Genomic DNA, 16,477 nt, shown 5'->3' on the forward strand with positions numbered 1-16,477 from the left:
GGGCGATCCGCTGCTCGGCGGAGCGGCCGTGCACGCCGAACGCCTCACGGTCGCCGCGGACCAGCCGGACGGTCTTGTCCGGCAGCACCCGGCCGAGCGCCGAGCCCCGGGCCGAGTGCAACACCAGACCGGTGTGACAGGGCAGGCCGGCCGCCGCGTCGACATCGATGGTCTCGCCGGCGTAGAGCCGGGCGATGTCGTCCTCACCCAGTTCCAGCTCGGCCATTCCGGTCCAGGTCGGGTCGCTCGCCTGCCCGTGCCGGTACTCGTCCGCGCGCAGGCCGACCGAGGCGGCCTTGACCCGCAACGGCATGTCCTTGCTGACCAGCGTCACCTCCCGCCCCTCGGCGGCGAGGTTCAGCGCGACGGAGAGGATCCGGGCGTCATTCGACTCGTTGCGGAAACCGGGCGGCAGCACCCCGTCGTCGGTGTGGTTGAGCTCCACGCGCAGCGTGCCGCCGACGTCGTTGGCCGGTATTGGCCGGTCCAGCCGGCCGTGGCGCACCCGCAGCTCGTCCAACATGCGCAGGGACTGCCGGGCGAACCAGCCCAGCTCGGGGTGATGTCGCTTGCCCTCCAGCTCGGAGATCACCACCAGGGGCAGCACCACCTCGTGCTCGGCGAAGCGGTGGAACGCCGCCGGGTCGCTGAGCAGGACGGAGGTGTCCAGGACGAAGGATTGGCCCGCTGGTCGGGGCTCCCTGGGGTCCGCCGACCCGGCCGCGGCGGTGCGGCGGCTGCGGGTGGTGCGGCGAGTCGTGGCGGTCGAGGCCGAGCCCTGGTCGGCACCGGCGGTCGTACGGCGAGTCGTCACAGGCCTGCTCCGGCGGATGGGCACCCGGCCACCCGCGGTCCGCCTCCTCCGGTGCCCGGCGGACACGGGGTCGGATGCGGGCCCCGTGCGCGAGGTCGCAGGCCGGGCGGGCCGGCTGGCCCGGGACAGCCCCGCGCCATGACTAGACGCTAGCTCCCCGCAACCCTCCCGGCTAGAGGTCGTTCGTTAACGTCCGATGGCAGGTGAACCGGCCGGGATGCATGCCCCCTGCGCGCATCCCGGCCGGTGGGACCACCGTCACCGGTCTGACGTGGCCCCGGCGGCACCCGCCCGGAGGACGGCGCGCCGCGCCTGTGGACGGGCCGGGGCCCGTCGACCGGTTCAACCGGTCCGTCGGACGAGGGTGCCGGTCGGGTGCCGCCCGGTGACCGAGGCGGCCGGCTCCGCGAACGACGATCCGGTGTACGTGGTGCCCGGGCGGACCACCGTGGCGGACACCCGGGTGGCGGCCGGCGCCGTGACCGCGAGGGCGGAGGCGATCGCGGCCTGGGCGTCCCGGCGGCGCCGGTTCCATGCCCCCCGGTCGCCGTCGAAGTAGCCCTGCCGGTAGCCGAAGCGGTAACCGATGCGGTAGCTGAGCTGCCCGTGCAGCCGCCCGGCGGCGTAGCTCGTCGCGGCCAGCACGAGGACGAGGAAGATCGCGAGGAAGGGGCTCATCCGGCGGCTCCCTCTCCCCGCGCGCCCCTCATCGCTCCTCCGGTTCGACCGTGGTCGGATCGGCGACCAGGAGCCGGTCGAGGTCGTCGGTGCCGATCTCCTCCACCAGCTCGACACTGATCCGGCAGCCGTCCACCATCACCTCGGCCACCGACGACCGGCGGATCTCCCCGCCGGCGTCGTAGACCCGGACGCTCAGTTCCGGGCAGCCGAGGTGGGTACGCCAGGCGTTCCACTCGGCCCGGTCGCCGACACTCAGCGACAGGTAGCGACAGCCCCGGGCGAGGTAGAGGCGCCACGGCGCGGTCAACCCGGCGGCGACGCCCTCTGCGATCAGGCCGAAGGCCTGGGCGCGGGTTGCGAGTTCGGTCACCGCACCCCCCTCGCACCGGGCGCGTGACGCAGGTGAGCACTGATCGTCTCATGCACGTGACACACCGTAGGTTGTCCCATGGGCGTGACAGTATCAGCTTTTCGTTCGTTTGCCTCCGCACCTACGTACATCTATCCTGCCCAGGTGACACCCCTCAGGAACAGTGCTGGACCCCTTGCCGGCCGATCCGCCTCAACGTCACGCAAGCGTGACAAGCGCGTGCCAGGAACCTCTCCCCAGGCCCAACGGCCGTACGGTCACGAGGTGACCGAGACGGCCAACGCACGGAAGATCGCCTTCGCCACCTTCGTCCGGCGGGCGCTTGAGGAGGCCCGCGCCACCCGGGCGTGGACCGGCACCGAGGTCTCCCGACGCACCGGCGTCTCACGACAGACCATCAACCGCTGGGTACGCGGCGACTGGGCCAGCGACCCGGAGGCCGAACGGGTGGTGGCGTTCTGCGAGGGCCTGGGGCTCGACCCGGCCGCTGCCTTCGCCGCGCTGGGCTGGGACCGGACCGCCTCCCGCCGGTCCGCCCCGCCCCCGCCGCCGATGGACCCGGACGTCGAGGCACTGCTTCGCCGGCTGGTCGACCCCGACGTCTCCGACGCGGAGAAGTTCCACATCCGGGAAACCATTCGTTACCTCGCATACCGCCCAACCCTGCCGGGTAGCGGCCGAAAGCGAAGTGACGCGGCCAGTTAGTTCCTCAGATGGCGAAAGAACGACAGGTCAGCATCATTCGTTTCGCTACGGGGCAGGAACGGGCGCGCTAGCGTCCGTATTCGTACTGCTTGGGCTCGTCGTCGGCGGGGGGACGGGACAAGGCCGAACCCAGCCCTGCGGGACAGAAGGGGGTCTCCTCCATGACCCTGAAATGGTTGGCAGTCGTGGTCGCGACGGTCTCGGTGACGTTATGCGTCACCGGCAACGTGGTGACCCTGGCCCTGAACGGCGGGCAGCTTCCCCTGCTCGTCAACCTCTTCGCGCTCGCCGCCGCGAGCACCGCGATCGTCCTGGCCGTCGTCGCCGAACTGCACGACCGGCTCAACGACCGGCTCACCGCGCTCACCGAGTTCCTGGTGGAGCGGCTGCGGGAGATCGAGGCGCACACCGGCGACCGGAACACCGGATTTGTGGAGGGTTACCTGCTCAGCCACGGCCAGGAGGCCGCCGTGGTGCCGTTCGGACGCCGTGGACGGGGAGCCGCCGAACGCTGATCTCACCCGCCGCCCATGCCGGATCCACGCCAGGATTGGCCGGCGAAACCCGGGGTACGCTGTCGCGCGTGCCGCCGTTGAATCTGGGCAACCAGCAGCCGAAGACCCCGCTGAACGCCGACCAGGCCTGGCAGACCACCGCCGACCGGGCGGCCGAGACCATACTCTTCTTCGACTTCGACGGCACACTCGCGCCGGTCGCCGACGATCCGACGCAGGTCCAGCCTGCGCCGAAGGTGCTGGCCGCGATCGAGACACTCGCGCCGGTGGTGCGGCGCGTCGCGATCGTCTCCGCCCGCCCGGTGGAGTTCCTGCGCGAACACTTCGGCGGGCTGACCGGCGTCGACCTCTACGGGCTCTACGGGCTGGAGCACAGTCACTCCGGCGGTGAGACCGTCACCGAGCCGGCCGCGCTGCCCTGGGTGCCCACGATGGCCGAACTCGCCGACCTGGCCCGCGCCGAACTGCCACCGGGCACCCTCGTGGAGTACAAGCGACTTTCCGTGGCGCTGCACTGGCGTACGGCCCCGCAACTCGCTGCCATGGTCGAGCAGTGGGGCCGCGCCCAGGCCGAACGACTCGGCCTGCGGGTGCAGGTCGGCCGGATGGTGCTGGAGGTCAAGCCGCCGGTCGACCGGGACAAGGGCATGGTGATCAACGAGCTGGTGCAGGGGGCGGGCGGAGCCTGGTACTTCGGCGACGACGTCTCGGACATCAAGGCCTTCGCCGCACTGCGGGCCCGGGCCGCCGCCGATCCCGACTTCCTGGGCGTCTGCGTCGCCGTCGCCAACCCGGAAACCGGTGACGAGGTCGCCGAGGCCGCCGACCTCACCATCGACTCGCCGGCCGCCCTGGGCGACTTCCTCACCCAGGCCGTCCACCACCTCAGCTGAGGCGGCGCTCGACCTGTCCCCGGCGGCGCGGTCGACGGGTCAGGCGCCGAAGCGGCGCTGGCGGGTGGCGTACGAGCGCAGGGCGCGGAGGAAGTCGACCCGCCGGAAGTCCGGCCAGTTGAGTTCGCAGAAGTAGAACTCCGAGTGCGCCGACTGCCACAGCATGAAGCCGGAGAGGCGCTGCTCGCCGCTGGTCCGGATGATCAGATCCGGGTCCGGCAGCCCGCGGGTGTACAGGTGCTCGGAGATGTCGTCGACGTCGAGCGAGCCGGCCAGGTCCTCCAGGGTGCCGCCGTTCGCCGCGTGTTCCAGCAGCAGCGAACGGACCGCGTCGGCGATCTCCCGCCGGCCGCCGTACCCGACCGCGATGTTGACCTGTGCGCCGCCGCTGCGCTCGCGGGTCCGTTCCTCGGCGGCCTTGAGCGCCGCCGCGTGGTGCGCCGGCAGCACGTCGAGCGCACCGACCATCCGCAGCCGCCAGGGATTGCCCGCCTCGGCCAGCTCGGTGGTCAGGTCCTCGATGATCTGGAGCAGCGGATCCAGTTCCGCCGCCGGACGCGAGAGGTTGTCGGTGGAGAGCAGCCAGAGTGTGACGTGCCCCACGCCGGCGGCGTCGCACCAGCGCAGCAACTCCTTGATCCGCTCGGCACCCATCCGGTGCCCGTCGTTCGGGTCGACGAAGCCCATCTCCCGGGCCCATCTGCGGTTGCCGTCACACATCACGCCCACGTGTCGGGGCACCGGACGGCCCGCGAGCTTGGCGGTCAGCCGCCGCTCGTACACGGAGTAGAGAATTTTCCGCAGAGTCATCAGCTTCAGGGTAGCGAGCCGCCCGGCCGATCCGTGTGCCGGAGGCCGATGCCGCGCCGAGATGCCGGACCGGAACGGGCCAACGGTCCCGAGCAGAGCGGGCTCAGGCTGGGCAGACTCCGGCCGGGGCGGGCTCAGGCCGGAGGCGGATTCAGACCGGCTCAGGCCGGATGGATGCAGGCTGGGTCGGGGCGGCGGTGCGGGCGGCGCGTCGCACTCCGTACACGGCGAGGCCGGCGGCGGCGACCAGCGGAGTGCCGTCCCGGATCAGGCCGTCGACGCCGAGCAGCCACCAGCACAGCGGCAGGTCGACGGCGAGCACGGCGACGGTGACCACGATGAGCAGGGTGCCCGCCCAGCGCCGGCCACGCATCAGGAAGGCGGTGCAGAACAGCACCAGGTAGCTGGTCACGATGCCGGCGCCCAGCCAGAACAGCACCGCGGGCACGGCGAGCAGCCCCCCGTCGAGGATCGCCGCCGCGGCGACCAGCGCCGGGACCAGCATCAGCGGGCTGTACGTGAACGCGGCGACCCGGCTGGTCAGCAGCCAGGCGCTCGCCTCCGGCCGGCGCGGCGGCGTTTCCCGCCAGGAGATGCCGGACCGGTCGATGACCAGACGGGGCCGGTGCCGCACCAAGTGCCCGGCGAGCGCCGGAGACCGGTACAGCAGCCAGACCACGACCGCGCAGAGCGCGGTGAGCAGGGCGAAGCCGAGCAACCCGGGCAACGGCGGCACGCCCTGCCGGGGCACGATCAGCCGGCCGACGGCGAAGACGGTGGTGACGGCGAGGATCAGGCCGAGCGGGCGGGCCACCGTCCGGCCGCGACGCACATGCCCGATCAGCAGCAGGAAGCCGAACGAACGCAGCATCGCCCAGCCGGTCCGTACCGCGAGCCCGAAGCCCTGCTCCGGGGCGTACCACCAGTTGAGCACCTCGACCACGACGGTGGCCGCGGCGGTCACCGCGAGCAGCGCGGTCAGCGCCCGGACGGCGGACGGCCGCCGGACCTCGGTCTCGGCGGCCGTCCTCATGGGATCCGATGATGCCCGGATCCGGCGTCGATCACACCCCTCGCTGCGGCTGCTCCGCGTCGAGCCGGGCGCGCAGGGCGTCCAACTCGGCCCAGAGGACGCCGGGCAGCTTGTCGCCGAACTTCTCGAACCACTCGGTGACCAGCGGCAGTTCGTCGCGCCACTCGTCCGGGTCGACCTTCAGCGCGATCCGGACGTCCTCCGGGGTCATGTCCAGACCCTCGACGTCGAGGGCGTCCTGCGCCGGGACCATGCCGATCGGGGTCTCCACCGCCTCCGCCCGGCCCTCGATCCGCTCGACGATCCACTTGAGTACCCGGGAGTTCTCGCCGAAGCCGGGCCAGAGGAAGTTGCCCTCCGGGTCCTTACGGAACCAGTTGACGTAGTAGATGCTCGGCAGCTTCGACTCGTCGCCGTCGGCGCCCTTGCCCATCTCGATCCAGTGCCGGAAGTAGTCGCCGCCGTGGTAGCCGATGAACGGCAGCATCGCCATCGGGTCGCGGCGGACCACACCGACCGCGCCGGAGGCGGCGGCGGTGGTCTCCGAGGAGAGCGTGGCACCCAGGTAGACGCCGTGCACCCAGTCCCGGGCCTCGGTCACCAGCGGTACGGTGTCCCGGCGCCGGCCGCCGAACAGGATCGCGTCGATCGGCACCCCGTTGGGGTCGTAGTAGTCCTCGGCGAGGATCGGGCACTGGGTGATCGGGGTGCAGAACCGGCTGTTCGCGTGCGAGGAGAGACCCTCGCTCTCCGGCGTCCAGTCGTTGCCCTTCCAGTCGATCAGGTGCGCCGGCGGCTCACCCATGCCCTCCCACCAGATGTCGCCGTCGTCGGTGAGGGCGACGTTGGTGAAGATGGAGTTGCCCCGGTCCAGCGTCCGCATGGCGTTGGCGTTGGTCTTCCAGTCCGTGCCGGGCGCGACGCCGAACAGGCCGTACTCCGGGTTGACCGCGTAGAGCCGACCGTCCGGGCCGAAGCGCATCCAGGCGATGTCGTCGCCGATCGTCTCGACCTTCCAGCCCGGGATGGTCGGCTCCAGCATGGCCAGGTTGGTCTTGCCGCAGGCCGACGGGAAGGCGCCGGCGATGTGGTAGACCCGCCCCTCCGGAGAAGTGATCTTGAGGATCAGCATGTGCTCGGCGAGCCAGCCCTCGTCGCGCCCCATCACGCTAGCGATACGCAGCGAGTAGCACTTCTTGCCGAGCAGCGAGTTGCCGCCGTAGCCGGAGCCGAACGACCAGATCTCCCTGGTCTCCGGGAAGTGCGAGATGTACTTGGTGTCGTTGCACGGCCAGGCCACGTCCTGCTGGCCGGGGGCCAGCGGCGCGCCGATCGAGTGCAGGGCGTGCACGAAGTCGGCGTCGTCGCCCATCGCCTCGAGGATCCTGGCGCCCATCCGGGTCATGATCCGCATGGAGGCGACCACGTACGGGCTGTCGGTGATCTCCACACCGAACATGGGGTTCTCGGCCTCGACCGGGCCCATGACGAACGGGATGACGTACATGGTCCGCCCGCGCATCGAACCGCGGTACAGATCCGTCATGGTCCGCTTCATCTCGGCGGGCGCCATCCAGTTGTTGGTGGGGCCGGCGTCCGCTTCGTCGACGGAGCAGATGAACGTGCGCTCCTCGACCCGGGCGACATCCGTCGGGTCCGTTCGCGCGTAGAACGAGTTTGGCCTCTTCTCGGGGTTGAGCCGGGTGATGGTGCCGGCCTCGACCAGCTCGTCGGTGAGGCGACGCCACTCCTGATCGGACCCGTCCACCCAGACGACCTGTTCGGGCGTGGTCAGTTCAGCGACCTCACGGACCCAGGCGAGGAGTTTGGGGTGGGACGTCGGGGCTTGGTCGATACCCCGAACAGTGGCCGGAGCAACCATGACACATCTCCTTGTGGTCGACGCTGACCTGTCTATGGAGTGCACGAGTCTCGGCGCCGCGATGCGGTTCGCCTTCGTGGAAACCTGGGATTGGGCTCAGCGTAAACCGATAGACCTCTCCAGTCAGTGGGACTGGTTGTGAAGAACTGCACAAGGTACGGCCACGCTGCGGCATCACGAGCCTTTACCCGCTTTCACGCGCAGTTTCACGCAAATCCTGCGGTCGACCTCCGGCCGGTGGCCTCCGGGCGCGAGCCACACGGCCGTTTCCGACCGGACGACCGGAAGGGCAAAGCGACTCCGGATTCGACAGATCCGGTTACGCTCCGTTCGTGCCCGTCCGCGCCGCCGCACCGGTGGACCCCGGTGGCCGTTGCTACCCGTCCGTGAGGCCGTCAACCGGTACGCTCGCACGGTGGCCGCCACAATGACCGGGGAGCCAGGCTCCCGGCAGACCCGATCGGGTCTGGTCCACTCCCTGATCGACCGGTTCGGTCACCTCGTACGGGAGTTGAGCAAGTTCGCGACCGTGGGCGGGATCGCCTTCTTCATCGACTTCGCCCTGTTCAACTACCTGACCAGCCTGCATGAGGTCGAACAGCTCACCGCGAAGACCATCGCCACGGTGATCGCCGCGACCTTCGCCTTCCTGGGCAACCGGTTCTGGACGTGGCGGCACCGCAAGCGCTCCAACCCGGCCCGCGAGTACGCGCTGTTCTTCTTCTTCAACGCCGTGGGCCTGGGCATCGCGGTGGCCTGCCTGGCCGTCAGCCGATACGGGCTGGGCAGCATCTGGCCGCAGATCTTCCAGACCCGGCTGGCCGACAACATCGCCAGCTTCGTCGTGGGCACCGGGCTCGGGACGCTGTTCCGATTCTGGTCGTACCGACGGTTCGTCTTCGTGGATGCGGGAACCCCCACCGTTGCGGAAGTGAACCGGGACCGCAGGGCGTGACCTGCCGCCCACCCGTCCGGCCGGAGCCAGCCGGTTCCCGCCCACTGCCCTAAGGTGTTGCGCATGCCTCTTGTCCGTCTGCTGCCTGAGCGCTGGCAGAAGTTCATCCATGAGGCGCTCAAATTCGGCCTGGTCGGCGGCGTCAACACGGTCATCAATTACGCCGTGTTCAACGCGCTCGCACTCACCGTTTTTGTCGACGGCCAACTGAAGGCGACGGTTGTCGCCACGATTGTGGCGACGATCACGTCGTATCTGATGAATCGGCACTGGACGTACCGCGACCGTCCGAAATCGGCCATGCAGCGGGAGTACGCCCTGTTTTTCCTCTTCAACGGGGTTGGCCTGCTGATCGAACTCGGTGTACTCGCCGCCGCGAAGTACGGGCTGGGCGTCACCGGCCTGCTGGCACTGAACGTCGCCAAGACCGGTGGCGTGGTGCTGGCGACCCTGTTCCGCTTCTGGTCGTACCGCACCTTCGTCTTCCAACCCGCGGCCCCCGTCGAGGCGGAGAAGACCTGGCAGGGCCTGCCGCGCGACGAGTGGGACACGATGGCCGAGATGGACCCGGTGGCCGAACTCGCCGAGTCCCTCACGGAACTGGAGGAAGAGGAGCCACCCGCCACCCGGCCCGGCGTGACCACCCAGCCGGTCCAACCCCGGCCCGCGCCACTGAGTGCCGAGGCCGAACTGGCGGCGGCGCTGGACAATGAACTGGAGGCCGAACTGGCCGCCCAGCTCCAGCCCGCTCCCGCCCAGCGCCGCTTCCGCCGTCGCTGATCCGGCGGATCAGATCTTGTTGTCCCGCTCGGCGAGGATCTCGCGCAGTTCGCCGTCGCCGAGCGAGTGCTTGTCGTGGAACGCCTCGACCAGCTCGTAGAGCTTCGTCTGGACCCGATCCACCTTCGGCACGTCGGGCAGCACGGACTGACCGCGCTCACCGGCCGACTCGATGGTGAGGGTGCCGTAACCCAGCAGGCGCCCGATGAACTGCTGGTTCATCGAGTGGTCGTTGACCCGGCTGAGCGGGATGTCCCGCCGTTCCCGGGAGAACACCCCGTGCTGGAGCACCACCCGCTCGTTGGTGAACAGGTAGTGCGTGGTGCGCCAGGAAATGTAGGGCCACGCCGACAGCAACAGCACGGCCAGCACCGCCAGACCGCCGATCACGGCGAGCGTGATCGAGCCACCCCCACCGGATGGCAGGAACAGGACGCCGGCCGCCACCGCGGCGATGGCGAACACCAGCACCGCCACCGGCCGGATCAGGGCCTTCCAGTGCGGGTGCAGGTGCAGCACGACGTGCTCGTCCTCGGTGAGCACGTCCTCGGGGAACGCCACGGAAACCTCCTCGCAGGAACGGACGCGCAGACCGTAACCCCCCACCGCCACCCGCCCACATCCGCCACGCGGCCGACCCTGCGTCAGCGGAGGTGGACGATGTCGGCGGCGGGAAGGGAACGCTCGCCGGCGGGGGTGCTGAGCAGGAGGTGACCGTCGGGGTCGACGGTGGTGGCGGTGCCGGTGAGTTCGGTGCCGTCGGGCAGCAGCGCCCGCACCTCCCGGCCGATCGTGCCGCAGACCGCCAGGTACGCGTCCCGCAGGCCGCTGGCCACCGCGTCCCCACCGGCGGCGCGCCACCGGTCGTACCAGTCGGCGACCGACCGGAGCAGGGCACGCAGCAGCGGATCCCGGTCGGTGGCCGACGCGCCGGCCAGTTGCAGCGAGGTGGCGGCCAGGCCGGTCGGATGCTCCGGCAACTCGTCGGCGCGCAGCGTGACGTTCAGCCCGATACCGAGCACGACCGCGGGCGGATCGCCCGGCCCGGGGCCCGGCACCGCCTCGGCGAGGATCCCCGCGCACTTGGCCCCGTCGATCAGCAGGTCGTTCGGCCACTTCAGAGTGGCGTCCAGCTCAGCCAGCCGGGTCACCGCCTCGACCAACGCGACGCCGGCCAGCAGCGGCAGCCAGCCGTACCCCGTGGGGGGCGCGGGTGGCCAGCCACGGTCCGGCGCGGCCTCCCCGGGCCGGAGCAGCATGCTGGTCGCGATGCCGGCACGCGGCGGCGACTGCCAGACCCGCCCGCGCCGCCCCCGCCCCGCGGTCTGCCGCTCGGCGACCACGACCAGGCCCTCCGGCTCCCCTTTCCGGGCCGCCTCGGCGACGTCGGCGTTGGTGGAAGCCGTCTCGACACGCAGTTCCAGGCGCGACCACGGGCCGTACGGCGCGACCAGCGCCCGGCGCAGCCGCGCCGCCGACAGCGGCGGACGATCGAGATCGGTGTACGGCGAACCCGGCATCCCGCCAGCCTACGGGTGCGGCACTGAGGCGAACTGCACACCGACGGTGACCTGAACCATCGTTATATTCCCTGAGTGACTACCGAGACCGGGACCAACATCCACAGCACCGCGGGCAAGCTGGCGGACCTGGCACAACGGGTCGACGAGGCGGTGCACGCCGGGTCGGCGCGCGCCGTGGAAAAGCAGCACGCCCGGGGCAAGAAGACCGCCCGGGAACGGATCGAGATGCTGCTCGACGAGGGTTCGTTCGTCGAGCTGGACGAGTTCGCCCGGCACCGGTCCACCAACTTCGGCCTGGCGAAGACCCGCCCGTACGGCGACGGCGTGATCACCGGCTACGGCACCATCGACGGCCGGCAGGTCTGCGTGTTCGCCCAGGACTTCACGGTCTTCGGCGGCTCCCTCGGCGAGGTCTTCGGCGAGAAGATCGTCAAGGTGATGGACCTGGCCATGAAGATCGGCTGCCCGGTCATCGGCATCAACGACTCCGGGGGCGCCCGGATCCAGGAGGGCGTGGCCTCGCTCGGCCTCTACGGCGAGATCTTCTTCCGTAACGTGCGGGCCAGCGGTGTCATCCCGCAGATCTCGCTCATCATGGGCCCGTGCGCGGGCGGCGCGGTCTACTCCCCCGCCGTCACCGACTTCACCGTGATGGTCGACCAGACCTCGCACATGTTCATCACCGGCCCCGACGTGATCAAGACGGTCACCGGCGAGGACGTCGGCATGGAGGAGCTGGGCGGCGCCCGCACCCACAACACCCGCAGCGGCAACGCGCACTACCTCGCCAACGACGAGGACGACGCGGTCGACTACGTCAAGGCGCTGCTGTCCCACCTGCCATCGAACAACCTGGACGAGCCGCCGGTCTTCTCGGTGGCCGCCGACCTGGACATCACCGAGGCCGACCGGGAGCTGGACACGCTGATCCCGGACTCGGCCAACCAGCCGTACGACATGCACCGGGTGATCGAGCACGTGCTGGACGACGGGGAGTTCCTGGAGGTCCAGCCGCTCTACGCGCAGAACATGGTGGTCGGCTTCGGTCGGGTCGAGGGGCGACCGGTCGGCGTGGTGGCCAACCAGCCGATGCACTTCGCCGGCACGCTCGACATCGCGGCCAGCGAGAAGGCGGCCCGGTTCGTGCGTACCTGCGACGCGTTCAACATCCCGGTGCTGACCTTCGTGGACGTGCCCGGGTTCCTGCCCGGCACCGGCCAGGAGTGGGACGGCATCATCCGCCGAGGTGCCAAGCTCATCTACGCGTACGCCGAGGCAACCGTGCCGAAGGTCACCGTCATCACCCGCAAGGCGTACGGCGGGGCGTACGACGTGATGGGCTCGAAGCACCTGGGGGCGGACCTGAACTTCGCCTGGCCGACCGCGCAGATCGCGGTGATGGGCGCGCAGGGCGCGGTGAACATCCTCTACCGGCAGGAGCTGGCCGCCGCCGAGGACCCGGCGGCGGTCCGCGCCGAGAAGATCGCCGAGTACGAGGACACCCTGGCCAACCCGTACATCGCCGCCGAACGCGGGTACGTCGACGCGGTTATCCAGCCGCACGAGACGCGGAGCCAGATCGTCCGCGCCCTACGGGTGCTGCGCACCAAGCGCGAAACGCTCCCCCCGAAGAAGCACGGCAACATCCCGCTGTAGGTGCAAGGAAGGGCCCCTTTTTAACGCCTGGTGCATAGGAAGGGGCCCCTCTTAACACCTGTCGGGACGCTCAGCAGGGCGGGTTGGCCGCGACGCACATCCGCTTCGCGGCGACCACCGCCAACTGACGCAGCTCCGAGTCGTTCCCCCAACCTGCCGTGTTGAAGACCGTGACCAGGTCACCGAGACGCACGACCGCAGTAGTGAACACTGCCGTCGGGCCGCCGAGCACCTCGCCGCTCGCATCGCCCCGGCGGGTCTCGAGGATCGAGTGCCGGATCAGCACCGACTCGTCCCCGGCGAATCCCCTGCCCACCACCTCCCAGCGCTGCCGCTGGAAGAGGTCGGCCCACTCGTCCGGGGCGATCAGGCGAGGCTGGACGTTGCCCCAGTCGAGGCATGGCTTGATCCGCCGTTCGATGCCGGCGAAGAACGTTCGTTCAAGCTCAGGGCTGATCCGATAGACGTCCTGGATGAGCTGGGTCGATCTGTCCCACCCCAGGACTGAATCGTCCTCGACCGGTGGAATCCGCCGCAGCAACTGGGAGCGGGAGTAGCGGGACGTCTCCCAGGCCGGCGAAATCCCCCTCTCCTCCAGGCACTGGGTCCACACCGGTTCGATCTTGATCGGCTCGCCGAAGCCGGCCTGAGTGAACGGGGCGTCGACCCGCGTCGACATGTCCTCTGGTTGCAGCAGCGCGTCGAGCGGGATCTCCACGCGGGCCTTCGGGGCGCTGGCTGGCGCGGTCCCCATGAGCGGTCCCTCCGCGGGCAGTGCGGTCACGGCCACCGCCGAGGCCGACAACACGACGAGGACGCCGACCGCGGCGCCCGCCGCTCTGAACCTGCTGCGCCGCCGCGCCACGGCCCGCACGTCAGCGGCTTCGAGCCAGCGGACATCCCGCAGCTCTCGGTGCACGGCTTCGACCAGACGCAGATCCTCGTCACGCACCGGGGGCCTCCTCCAGATCCGAGACGGCAAGCAACCCGGCGAGCGCGGTACGCCCCCGGGACAGTCGGGCCTTGACCGTGCCGACCGGGGCCGCGGTCTGCCGCGCCACCTCGGCGACCGGCAGGCCGACCAGGTAGTACAACGCGATCGCGACCCGCTGTTCCTCAGGCAGGCGGCGCAGCGCGGCGACCACCTCGACGGTCTCGGTGCCCGGGGCCGGGACGCTCTCGACTGCACCGTGCCGCAGGTACGCCCGGGTCCGGCTGCGCAGGCTGCGCCAGCGGCTCACCGCTAGCCGGGCGGCCACCACCCGTACCCACGCCTCGGGGTCGTCGTACCCGCTCACCGTCGACCAGCGCTGCCACGCCCGGATGAACGCCTCCTGCACGGCGTCCTGCGCTTCGGCGAGGTCCCCGGTCAACACGTAGACGAAGCCGAGCAGCCGTTGGCGGCTACTCCGGTAGAACTCGTCGAACCCGTCGACGTCCGGCACCTGCTACCTCCCTGAGGGTCGTAGAGGACACGCACCAGAGGGTGGGGACGGTTGCCGACTCGCCGGTCGGATCCGGACCGGGCGCGCTCAGCGCGCCGCCAGCGGTCACCAGGTGATGCCGGCCTCGGCGAGTGGCGGACCGGCCAGCAGCAGGCCACCCGCGACCAGGACGGCGAGGTTGACCAGGCCGAAGAGGACGACCCAGAAGAACGCCGGCAGCGGGGTGATGCCGGCCAACTGGTCGGCGTCGGACGCCGGCATGCCGCGCCGGGACCGCAGCCGTTGCAGCTCGACCACCGGGCGTACGCCGCCGAGCAGCAGGAACCACACGCCGGTCCAGGCGAAGGCGGCCTGCACCTGCGGGCTGGCGTACCACGAGACGGCGAGCACCGCGCCGCCGGTGACCAGCAGCGAGAGCACCCCGAAGACGTTGCGGATCATGACCAGCATGCCCAGCAGCAGGGCCACGGCGATCCACAACAGCAGCGTGATCCGGTTGCCGGCGAGCAGCCACGCCCCGCCCAGGCCGACCAGCGGCGGGGCGAGGTAGCCGGCGAGCAGGGTGAGCACCATCCCCGGGCCGGTGGGACGGCCGGCGGAGAGCGTCAGCCCCGAGGTGTCCGAGTGCAGCCGGATACCGCGCAGCTTGCGCCCGGTGAGCAGGGCGACCAAGGCGTGGCCGCCCTCGTGCGCGATGGTGATCGCGTTGCGGGCGATCCGCCACGGCAGCCGGGTGGCGACCACCAGCAGCGCGACGAGACCGGTGAGCAACACCAGCAGCGGGGGCGGGTCGGGCTGCGCGCCGAGCAGGCGGTCCCAGAACTCGGTCAGGCCCTCGATCGACACCATGGGGCGCGAGCCTACCGCCCGCGTACGGGTGTCGTACCCGGGCCAACCGCCCGTATGGTGTGAGACTGACCGGGTGGCGATCGGATCGGGAGGTGAACGCCGGTGAGCGCGGCCCCCCTGGAACCCCACGTCGGCCTCTGGACGGAGGCCGACTACTTCGCCATGGGCGAGACCCATGACCGGATCGAGCTGCTCGACGGGAGCCTGGTCGTGAGCCCTGCCCCGAGCAAGCGGCACCAGTTGGTGTCGTGGAGCATCGTCGCCTCGTTGCGGCCAGCAGCCCACCCGGTGGGGTTCCTGGTGTTCGAGGCGGTCAACCTCCGTCTCGGCCCGGATCGGATCGCGATTCCAGACGTCGTCGTGGCTGACACGGACGACGAGGGCACGGTGGTCGAGGCGGCCGAGGTGACGCTGGTGTGCGAGATCGTCTCGCCCGGCAACGCCGCCGCCGACCGGGTGCTCAAGATGCAGCTCTACGCGATCGCCCGGATTCCCTGGTACCTGCTGGTCGAGCAGGACGGCGACGCCCACTCGCTGCGGCTGTACCGGCTCGACGGCGGGCACTACGTCGAGGACCGGGTGGCCAAGGCCGGTGAGACGCTCACCCTCACCGAGCCGTTCCGCTGGCAGGTCGATCCGGCCACTCTGCGCTGATCACCAGGTGCGCGGGCACCACATTCATCGCATTGAAAGTTATCTCAGTCCCTCTTGCTTTTCCGGGCATCGACCTTCAATGATGTCTGTCAATTGACAGCCGTCTCAGGAGGACGCCATGCGTCGGACCAGATCATCGCTGCGCCGGCTGACCGCCGGCGCGCTCACCGTCCTCGCGACCGCAGCGGCGGCGCTCGTCGCCACCGCGACCCCGGCCGCCGCGGCCACCGTGCCGGGCATCGACGTCTCGAACTGGCAGGGCTCCATCAACTGGACGAGCGTCCGCAACTCCGGCATCCAGTTCGCCTACATCAAGGCCACCGAGGGTACGAGCTACAAGGACCCGAGGTTCAACGCGAACTACGTCAACTCGTACAACGCCGGGGTGATCCGCGGGGCGTACCACTTCGCCCGGCCCAACATCTCCTCCGGCGCGGTCCAGGCGAACTACCTGGCGTCCAACGGCGGCGCCTGGTCGGCCGACAGCCGCACCCTCCCGGCGGCGCTGGACCTGGAGGGGAACCCGTACGCCGGCGGCTACTGCTACGGCCTGAGCACCACCGGCATGCGCAACTGGGTGCAGGACTTCCTCAACACCTACCGCTCGCGCACCGGTCGCTACGCGGTCATCTACACCACGACCAGTTGGTGGAACCAGTGCACGGGCAGTTGGACCGGCCCGTGGGCCAACCACCCGTTGTGGGTCGCCCGCTGGGCGTCCTCGGTCGGTACCCTGCCGGCTGGCGCGCCGTTCTGGAGCTTCTGGCAGTACACCGACTCCGGCAGCGTCTCCGGCATCAGCGGCGCGGTCGACCGCAACTACTGGAACGGCGACCGCAGCCGACTGATCGCCCTGGCCAACAACACCGCCTGAGGTACGTCGTGGCGGCGGGCCGGCGACGCCTGATCGGA

Annotated in this window: 19 protein-coding genes; 8 read left to right on the forward strand and 11 right to left on the reverse strand. The window is 70.4% G+C overall.

Features of this window, described 5'->3' with window-relative positions; genetic code table 11:
* The 3 genes from AB0M52_RS15565 to AB0M52_RS15575 all read right to left on the reverse strand — a co-directional run.
* A partial coding sequence (locus AB0M52_RS15565) for a PIN domain-containing protein (RefSeq protein WP_363953679.1) occupies positions 1-814 on the reverse strand: 814 nt, incomplete at its 3' end.
* A gap of 342 nt (positions 815-1,156) precedes the next feature.
* On the reverse strand, positions 1,157-1,492 hold the full coding sequence (locus tag AB0M52_RS15570) for a hypothetical protein (RefSeq protein ID WP_363953681.1): 336 nt from the start codon (positions 1,490-1,492) through the stop codon (positions 1,157-1,159).
* A 28-nt stretch (positions 1,493-1,520) separates the two neighbouring features.
* A complete protein-coding gene (locus tag AB0M52_RS15575) occupies positions 1,521-1,865 on the reverse strand; it encodes a hypothetical protein (RefSeq protein ID WP_363953683.1) in 345 nt (114 codons plus the stop codon).
* A 264-nt stretch (positions 1,866-2,129) separates the two neighbouring features.
* Between AB0M52_RS15575 and AB0M52_RS15580 the strand changes: the two genes are divergently transcribed.
* The 3 genes from AB0M52_RS15580 to otsB all read left to right on the forward strand — a co-directional run bounded on the left by AB0M52_RS15580 (position 2,130) and on the right by otsB (position 3,978).
* On the forward strand, positions 2,130-2,570 hold the full coding sequence (locus tag AB0M52_RS15580) for a helix-turn-helix transcriptional regulator (RefSeq protein WP_363953685.1): 441 nt from the start codon (positions 2,130-2,132) through the stop codon (positions 2,568-2,570).
* A gap of 161 nt (positions 2,571-2,731) precedes the next feature.
* Complete coding sequence (locus AB0M52_RS15585; RefSeq protein ID WP_363953687.1) at positions 2,732-3,085, forward strand: hypothetical protein; 354 nt, start codon at positions 2,732-2,734, stop codon at positions 3,083-3,085.
* Positions 3,086-3,153: 68 nt separating this feature from the next.
* Positions 3,154-3,978, forward strand: a complete 825-nt coding sequence (otsB, locus tag AB0M52_RS15590; protein WP_363953689.1) for a trehalose-phosphatase — start codon at positions 3,154-3,156, stop codon at positions 3,976-3,978.
* 39 nt (positions 3,979-4,017) lie between these two features.
* Here otsB and AB0M52_RS15595 read toward each other — a convergent pair whose 3' ends face one another.
* From AB0M52_RS15595 to AB0M52_RS15605, 3 genes are all read right to left on the reverse strand, one after another.
* Complete coding sequence (locus tag AB0M52_RS15595; RefSeq protein ID WP_363953691.1) at positions 4,018-4,788, reverse strand: isoprenyl transferase; 771 nt, start codon at positions 4,786-4,788, stop codon at positions 4,018-4,020.
* 151 nt (positions 4,789-4,939) lie between these two features.
* Positions 4,940-5,821, reverse strand: coding sequence for a hypothetical protein (locus tag AB0M52_RS15600; RefSeq protein ID WP_363953693.1), 882 nt, complete (start codon positions 5,819-5,821; stop codon positions 4,940-4,942).
* A gap of 31 nt (positions 5,822-5,852) precedes the next feature.
* The gene (locus tag AB0M52_RS15605; RefSeq protein ID WP_363953695.1) at positions 5,853-7,703 is read right to left on the reverse strand and encodes a phosphoenolpyruvate carboxykinase (GTP); all 1,851 of its coding nucleotides are present in this window, start codon (positions 7,701-7,703) and stop codon (positions 5,853-5,855) included.
* 427 nt (positions 7,704-8,130) lie between these two features.
* Between AB0M52_RS15605 and AB0M52_RS15610 the strand changes: the two genes are divergently transcribed.
* Positions 8,131-8,658, forward strand: a complete 528-nt coding sequence (locus tag AB0M52_RS15610; protein WP_363953697.1) for a GtrA family protein — start codon at positions 8,131-8,133, stop codon at positions 8,656-8,658.
* Between the two features lie 63 nt (positions 8,659-8,721).
* The gene (locus AB0M52_RS15615; RefSeq protein ID WP_363953699.1) at positions 8,722-9,438 is read left to right on the forward strand and encodes a GtrA family protein; all 717 of its coding nucleotides are present in this window, start codon (positions 8,722-8,724) and stop codon (positions 9,436-9,438) included.
* A gap of 9 nt (positions 9,439-9,447) precedes the next feature.
* On the opposite strand, the gene AB0M52_RS15620 is transcribed toward AB0M52_RS15615, so the two are convergent.
* Both AB0M52_RS15620 and AB0M52_RS15625 read right to left on the reverse strand, forming a co-directional pair.
* Complete coding sequence (locus AB0M52_RS15620) at positions 9,448-9,999, reverse strand: PH domain-containing protein (RefSeq protein WP_363953701.1); 552 nt, start codon at positions 9,997-9,999, stop codon at positions 9,448-9,450.
* Between the two features lie 83 nt (positions 10,000-10,082).
* On the reverse strand, positions 10,083-10,958 hold the full coding sequence (locus AB0M52_RS15625; protein WP_363953703.1) for a biotin--[acetyl-CoA-carboxylase] ligase: 876 nt from the start codon (positions 10,956-10,958) through the stop codon (positions 10,083-10,085).
* Positions 10,959-11,033: 75 nt separating this feature from the next.
* Here AB0M52_RS15625 and AB0M52_RS15630 point away from each other — a divergent pair, with 75 nt between their 5' ends.
* Positions 11,034-12,617 (forward strand): acyl-CoA carboxylase subunit beta, encoded by a 1,584-nt coding sequence (locus AB0M52_RS15630; protein ID WP_363953705.1) that lies wholly within the window; start codon positions 11,034-11,036, stop codon positions 12,615-12,617.
* 70 nt (positions 12,618-12,687) lie between these two features.
* Here AB0M52_RS15630 and AB0M52_RS15635 read toward each other — a convergent pair whose 3' ends face one another.
* The 3 genes from AB0M52_RS15635 to AB0M52_RS15645 all read right to left on the reverse strand — a co-directional run bounded on the left by AB0M52_RS15635 (position 12,688) and on the right by AB0M52_RS15645 (position 14,911).
* Positions 12,688-13,569 carry a hypothetical protein gene (locus AB0M52_RS15635; RefSeq protein ID WP_363953707.1) on the reverse strand — a complete coding sequence of 294 codons (882 nt, stop codon included), beginning with the start codon at positions 13,567-13,569 and terminating at the stop codon, positions 12,688-12,690.
* On the reverse strand, positions 13,562-14,062 hold the full coding sequence (locus AB0M52_RS15640; protein ID WP_363953709.1) for a SigE family RNA polymerase sigma factor: 501 nt from the start codon (positions 14,060-14,062) through the stop codon (positions 13,562-13,564). Before AB0M52_RS15640 ends, AB0M52_RS15635 begins: the two co-directional genes overlap by 8 nt.
* 105 nt (positions 14,063-14,167) lie before the next feature.
* Complete coding sequence (locus AB0M52_RS15645) at positions 14,168-14,911, reverse strand: M50 family metallopeptidase (protein WP_363953711.1); 744 nt, start codon at positions 14,909-14,911, stop codon at positions 14,168-14,170.
* Between the two features lie 102 nt (positions 14,912-15,013).
* On the opposite strand from AB0M52_RS15645, the gene AB0M52_RS15650 reads away from it, so the two are divergent.
* Both AB0M52_RS15650 and AB0M52_RS15655 read left to right on the forward strand, forming a co-directional pair.
* On the forward strand, positions 15,014-15,565 hold the full coding sequence (locus AB0M52_RS15650; protein WP_363953713.1) for a Uma2 family endonuclease: 552 nt from the start codon (positions 15,014-15,016) through the stop codon (positions 15,563-15,565).
* A gap of 118 nt (positions 15,566-15,683) precedes the next feature.
* On the forward strand, positions 15,684-16,439 hold the full coding sequence (locus AB0M52_RS15655; RefSeq protein WP_363953715.1) for a GH25 family lysozyme: 756 nt from the start codon (positions 15,684-15,686) through the stop codon (positions 16,437-16,439).
* The last annotated feature ends 38 nt before the right edge of the window (positions 16,440-16,477 follow it).

This window comes from Micromonospora sp. NPDC051296 (genome assembly GCF_040682255.1).
GTDB classification, from domain to species: Bacteria; Actinomycetota; Actinomycetes; order Mycobacteriales; family Micromonosporaceae; genus Micromonospora; species Micromonospora craterilacus.

What these genes read in the sequence shown, in the direction of transcription:
- AB0M52_RS15585 (WP_363953687.1), top strand. Translation starts at nt 2,732, where the DNA reads ATGACCCTGAAATGGTTGGCAGTCGTGGTCGCGACGGTCTCGGTGACG.
- AB0M52_RS15610 (WP_363953697.1), top strand. Translation starts at nt 8,131, where the DNA reads ATGACCGGGGAGCCAGGCTCCCGGCAGACCCGATCGGGTCTGGTCCAC.
- AB0M52_RS15655 (WP_363953715.1), top strand. Translation starts at nt 15,684, where the DNA reads ATGCGTCGGACCAGATCATCGCTGCGCCGGCTGACCGCCGGCGCGCTC.
- AB0M52_RS15605 (WP_363953695.1), bottom strand. Translation starts at nt 7,703, where the DNA reads ATGGTTGCTCCGGCCACTGTTCGGGGTATCGACCAAGCCCCGACGTCC.
- AB0M52_RS15625 (WP_363953703.1), bottom strand. Translation starts at nt 10,958, where the DNA reads ATGCCGGGTTCGCCGTACACCGATCTCGATCGTCCGCCGCTGTCGGCG.
- AB0M52_RS15615 (WP_363953699.1), top strand. Translation starts at nt 8,722, where the DNA reads ATGCCTCTTGTCCGTCTGCTGCCTGAGCGCTGGCAGAAGTTCATCCAT.
- AB0M52_RS15595 (WP_363953691.1), bottom strand. Translation starts at nt 4,788, where the DNA reads ATGACTCTGCGGAAAATTCTCTACTCCGTGTACGAGCGGCGGCTGACC.
- AB0M52_RS15600 (WP_363953693.1), bottom strand. Translation starts at nt 5,821, where the DNA reads ATGAGGACGGCCGCCGAGACCGAGGTCCGGCGGCCGTCCGCCGTCCGG.
- AB0M52_RS15645 (WP_363953711.1), bottom strand. Translation starts at nt 14,911, where the DNA reads ATGGTGTCGATCGAGGGCCTGACCGAGTTCTGGGACCGCCTGCTCGGC.
- AB0M52_RS15570 (WP_363953681.1), bottom strand. Translation starts at nt 1,492, where the DNA reads ATGAGCCCCTTCCTCGCGATCTTCCTCGTCCTCGTGCTGGCCGCGACG.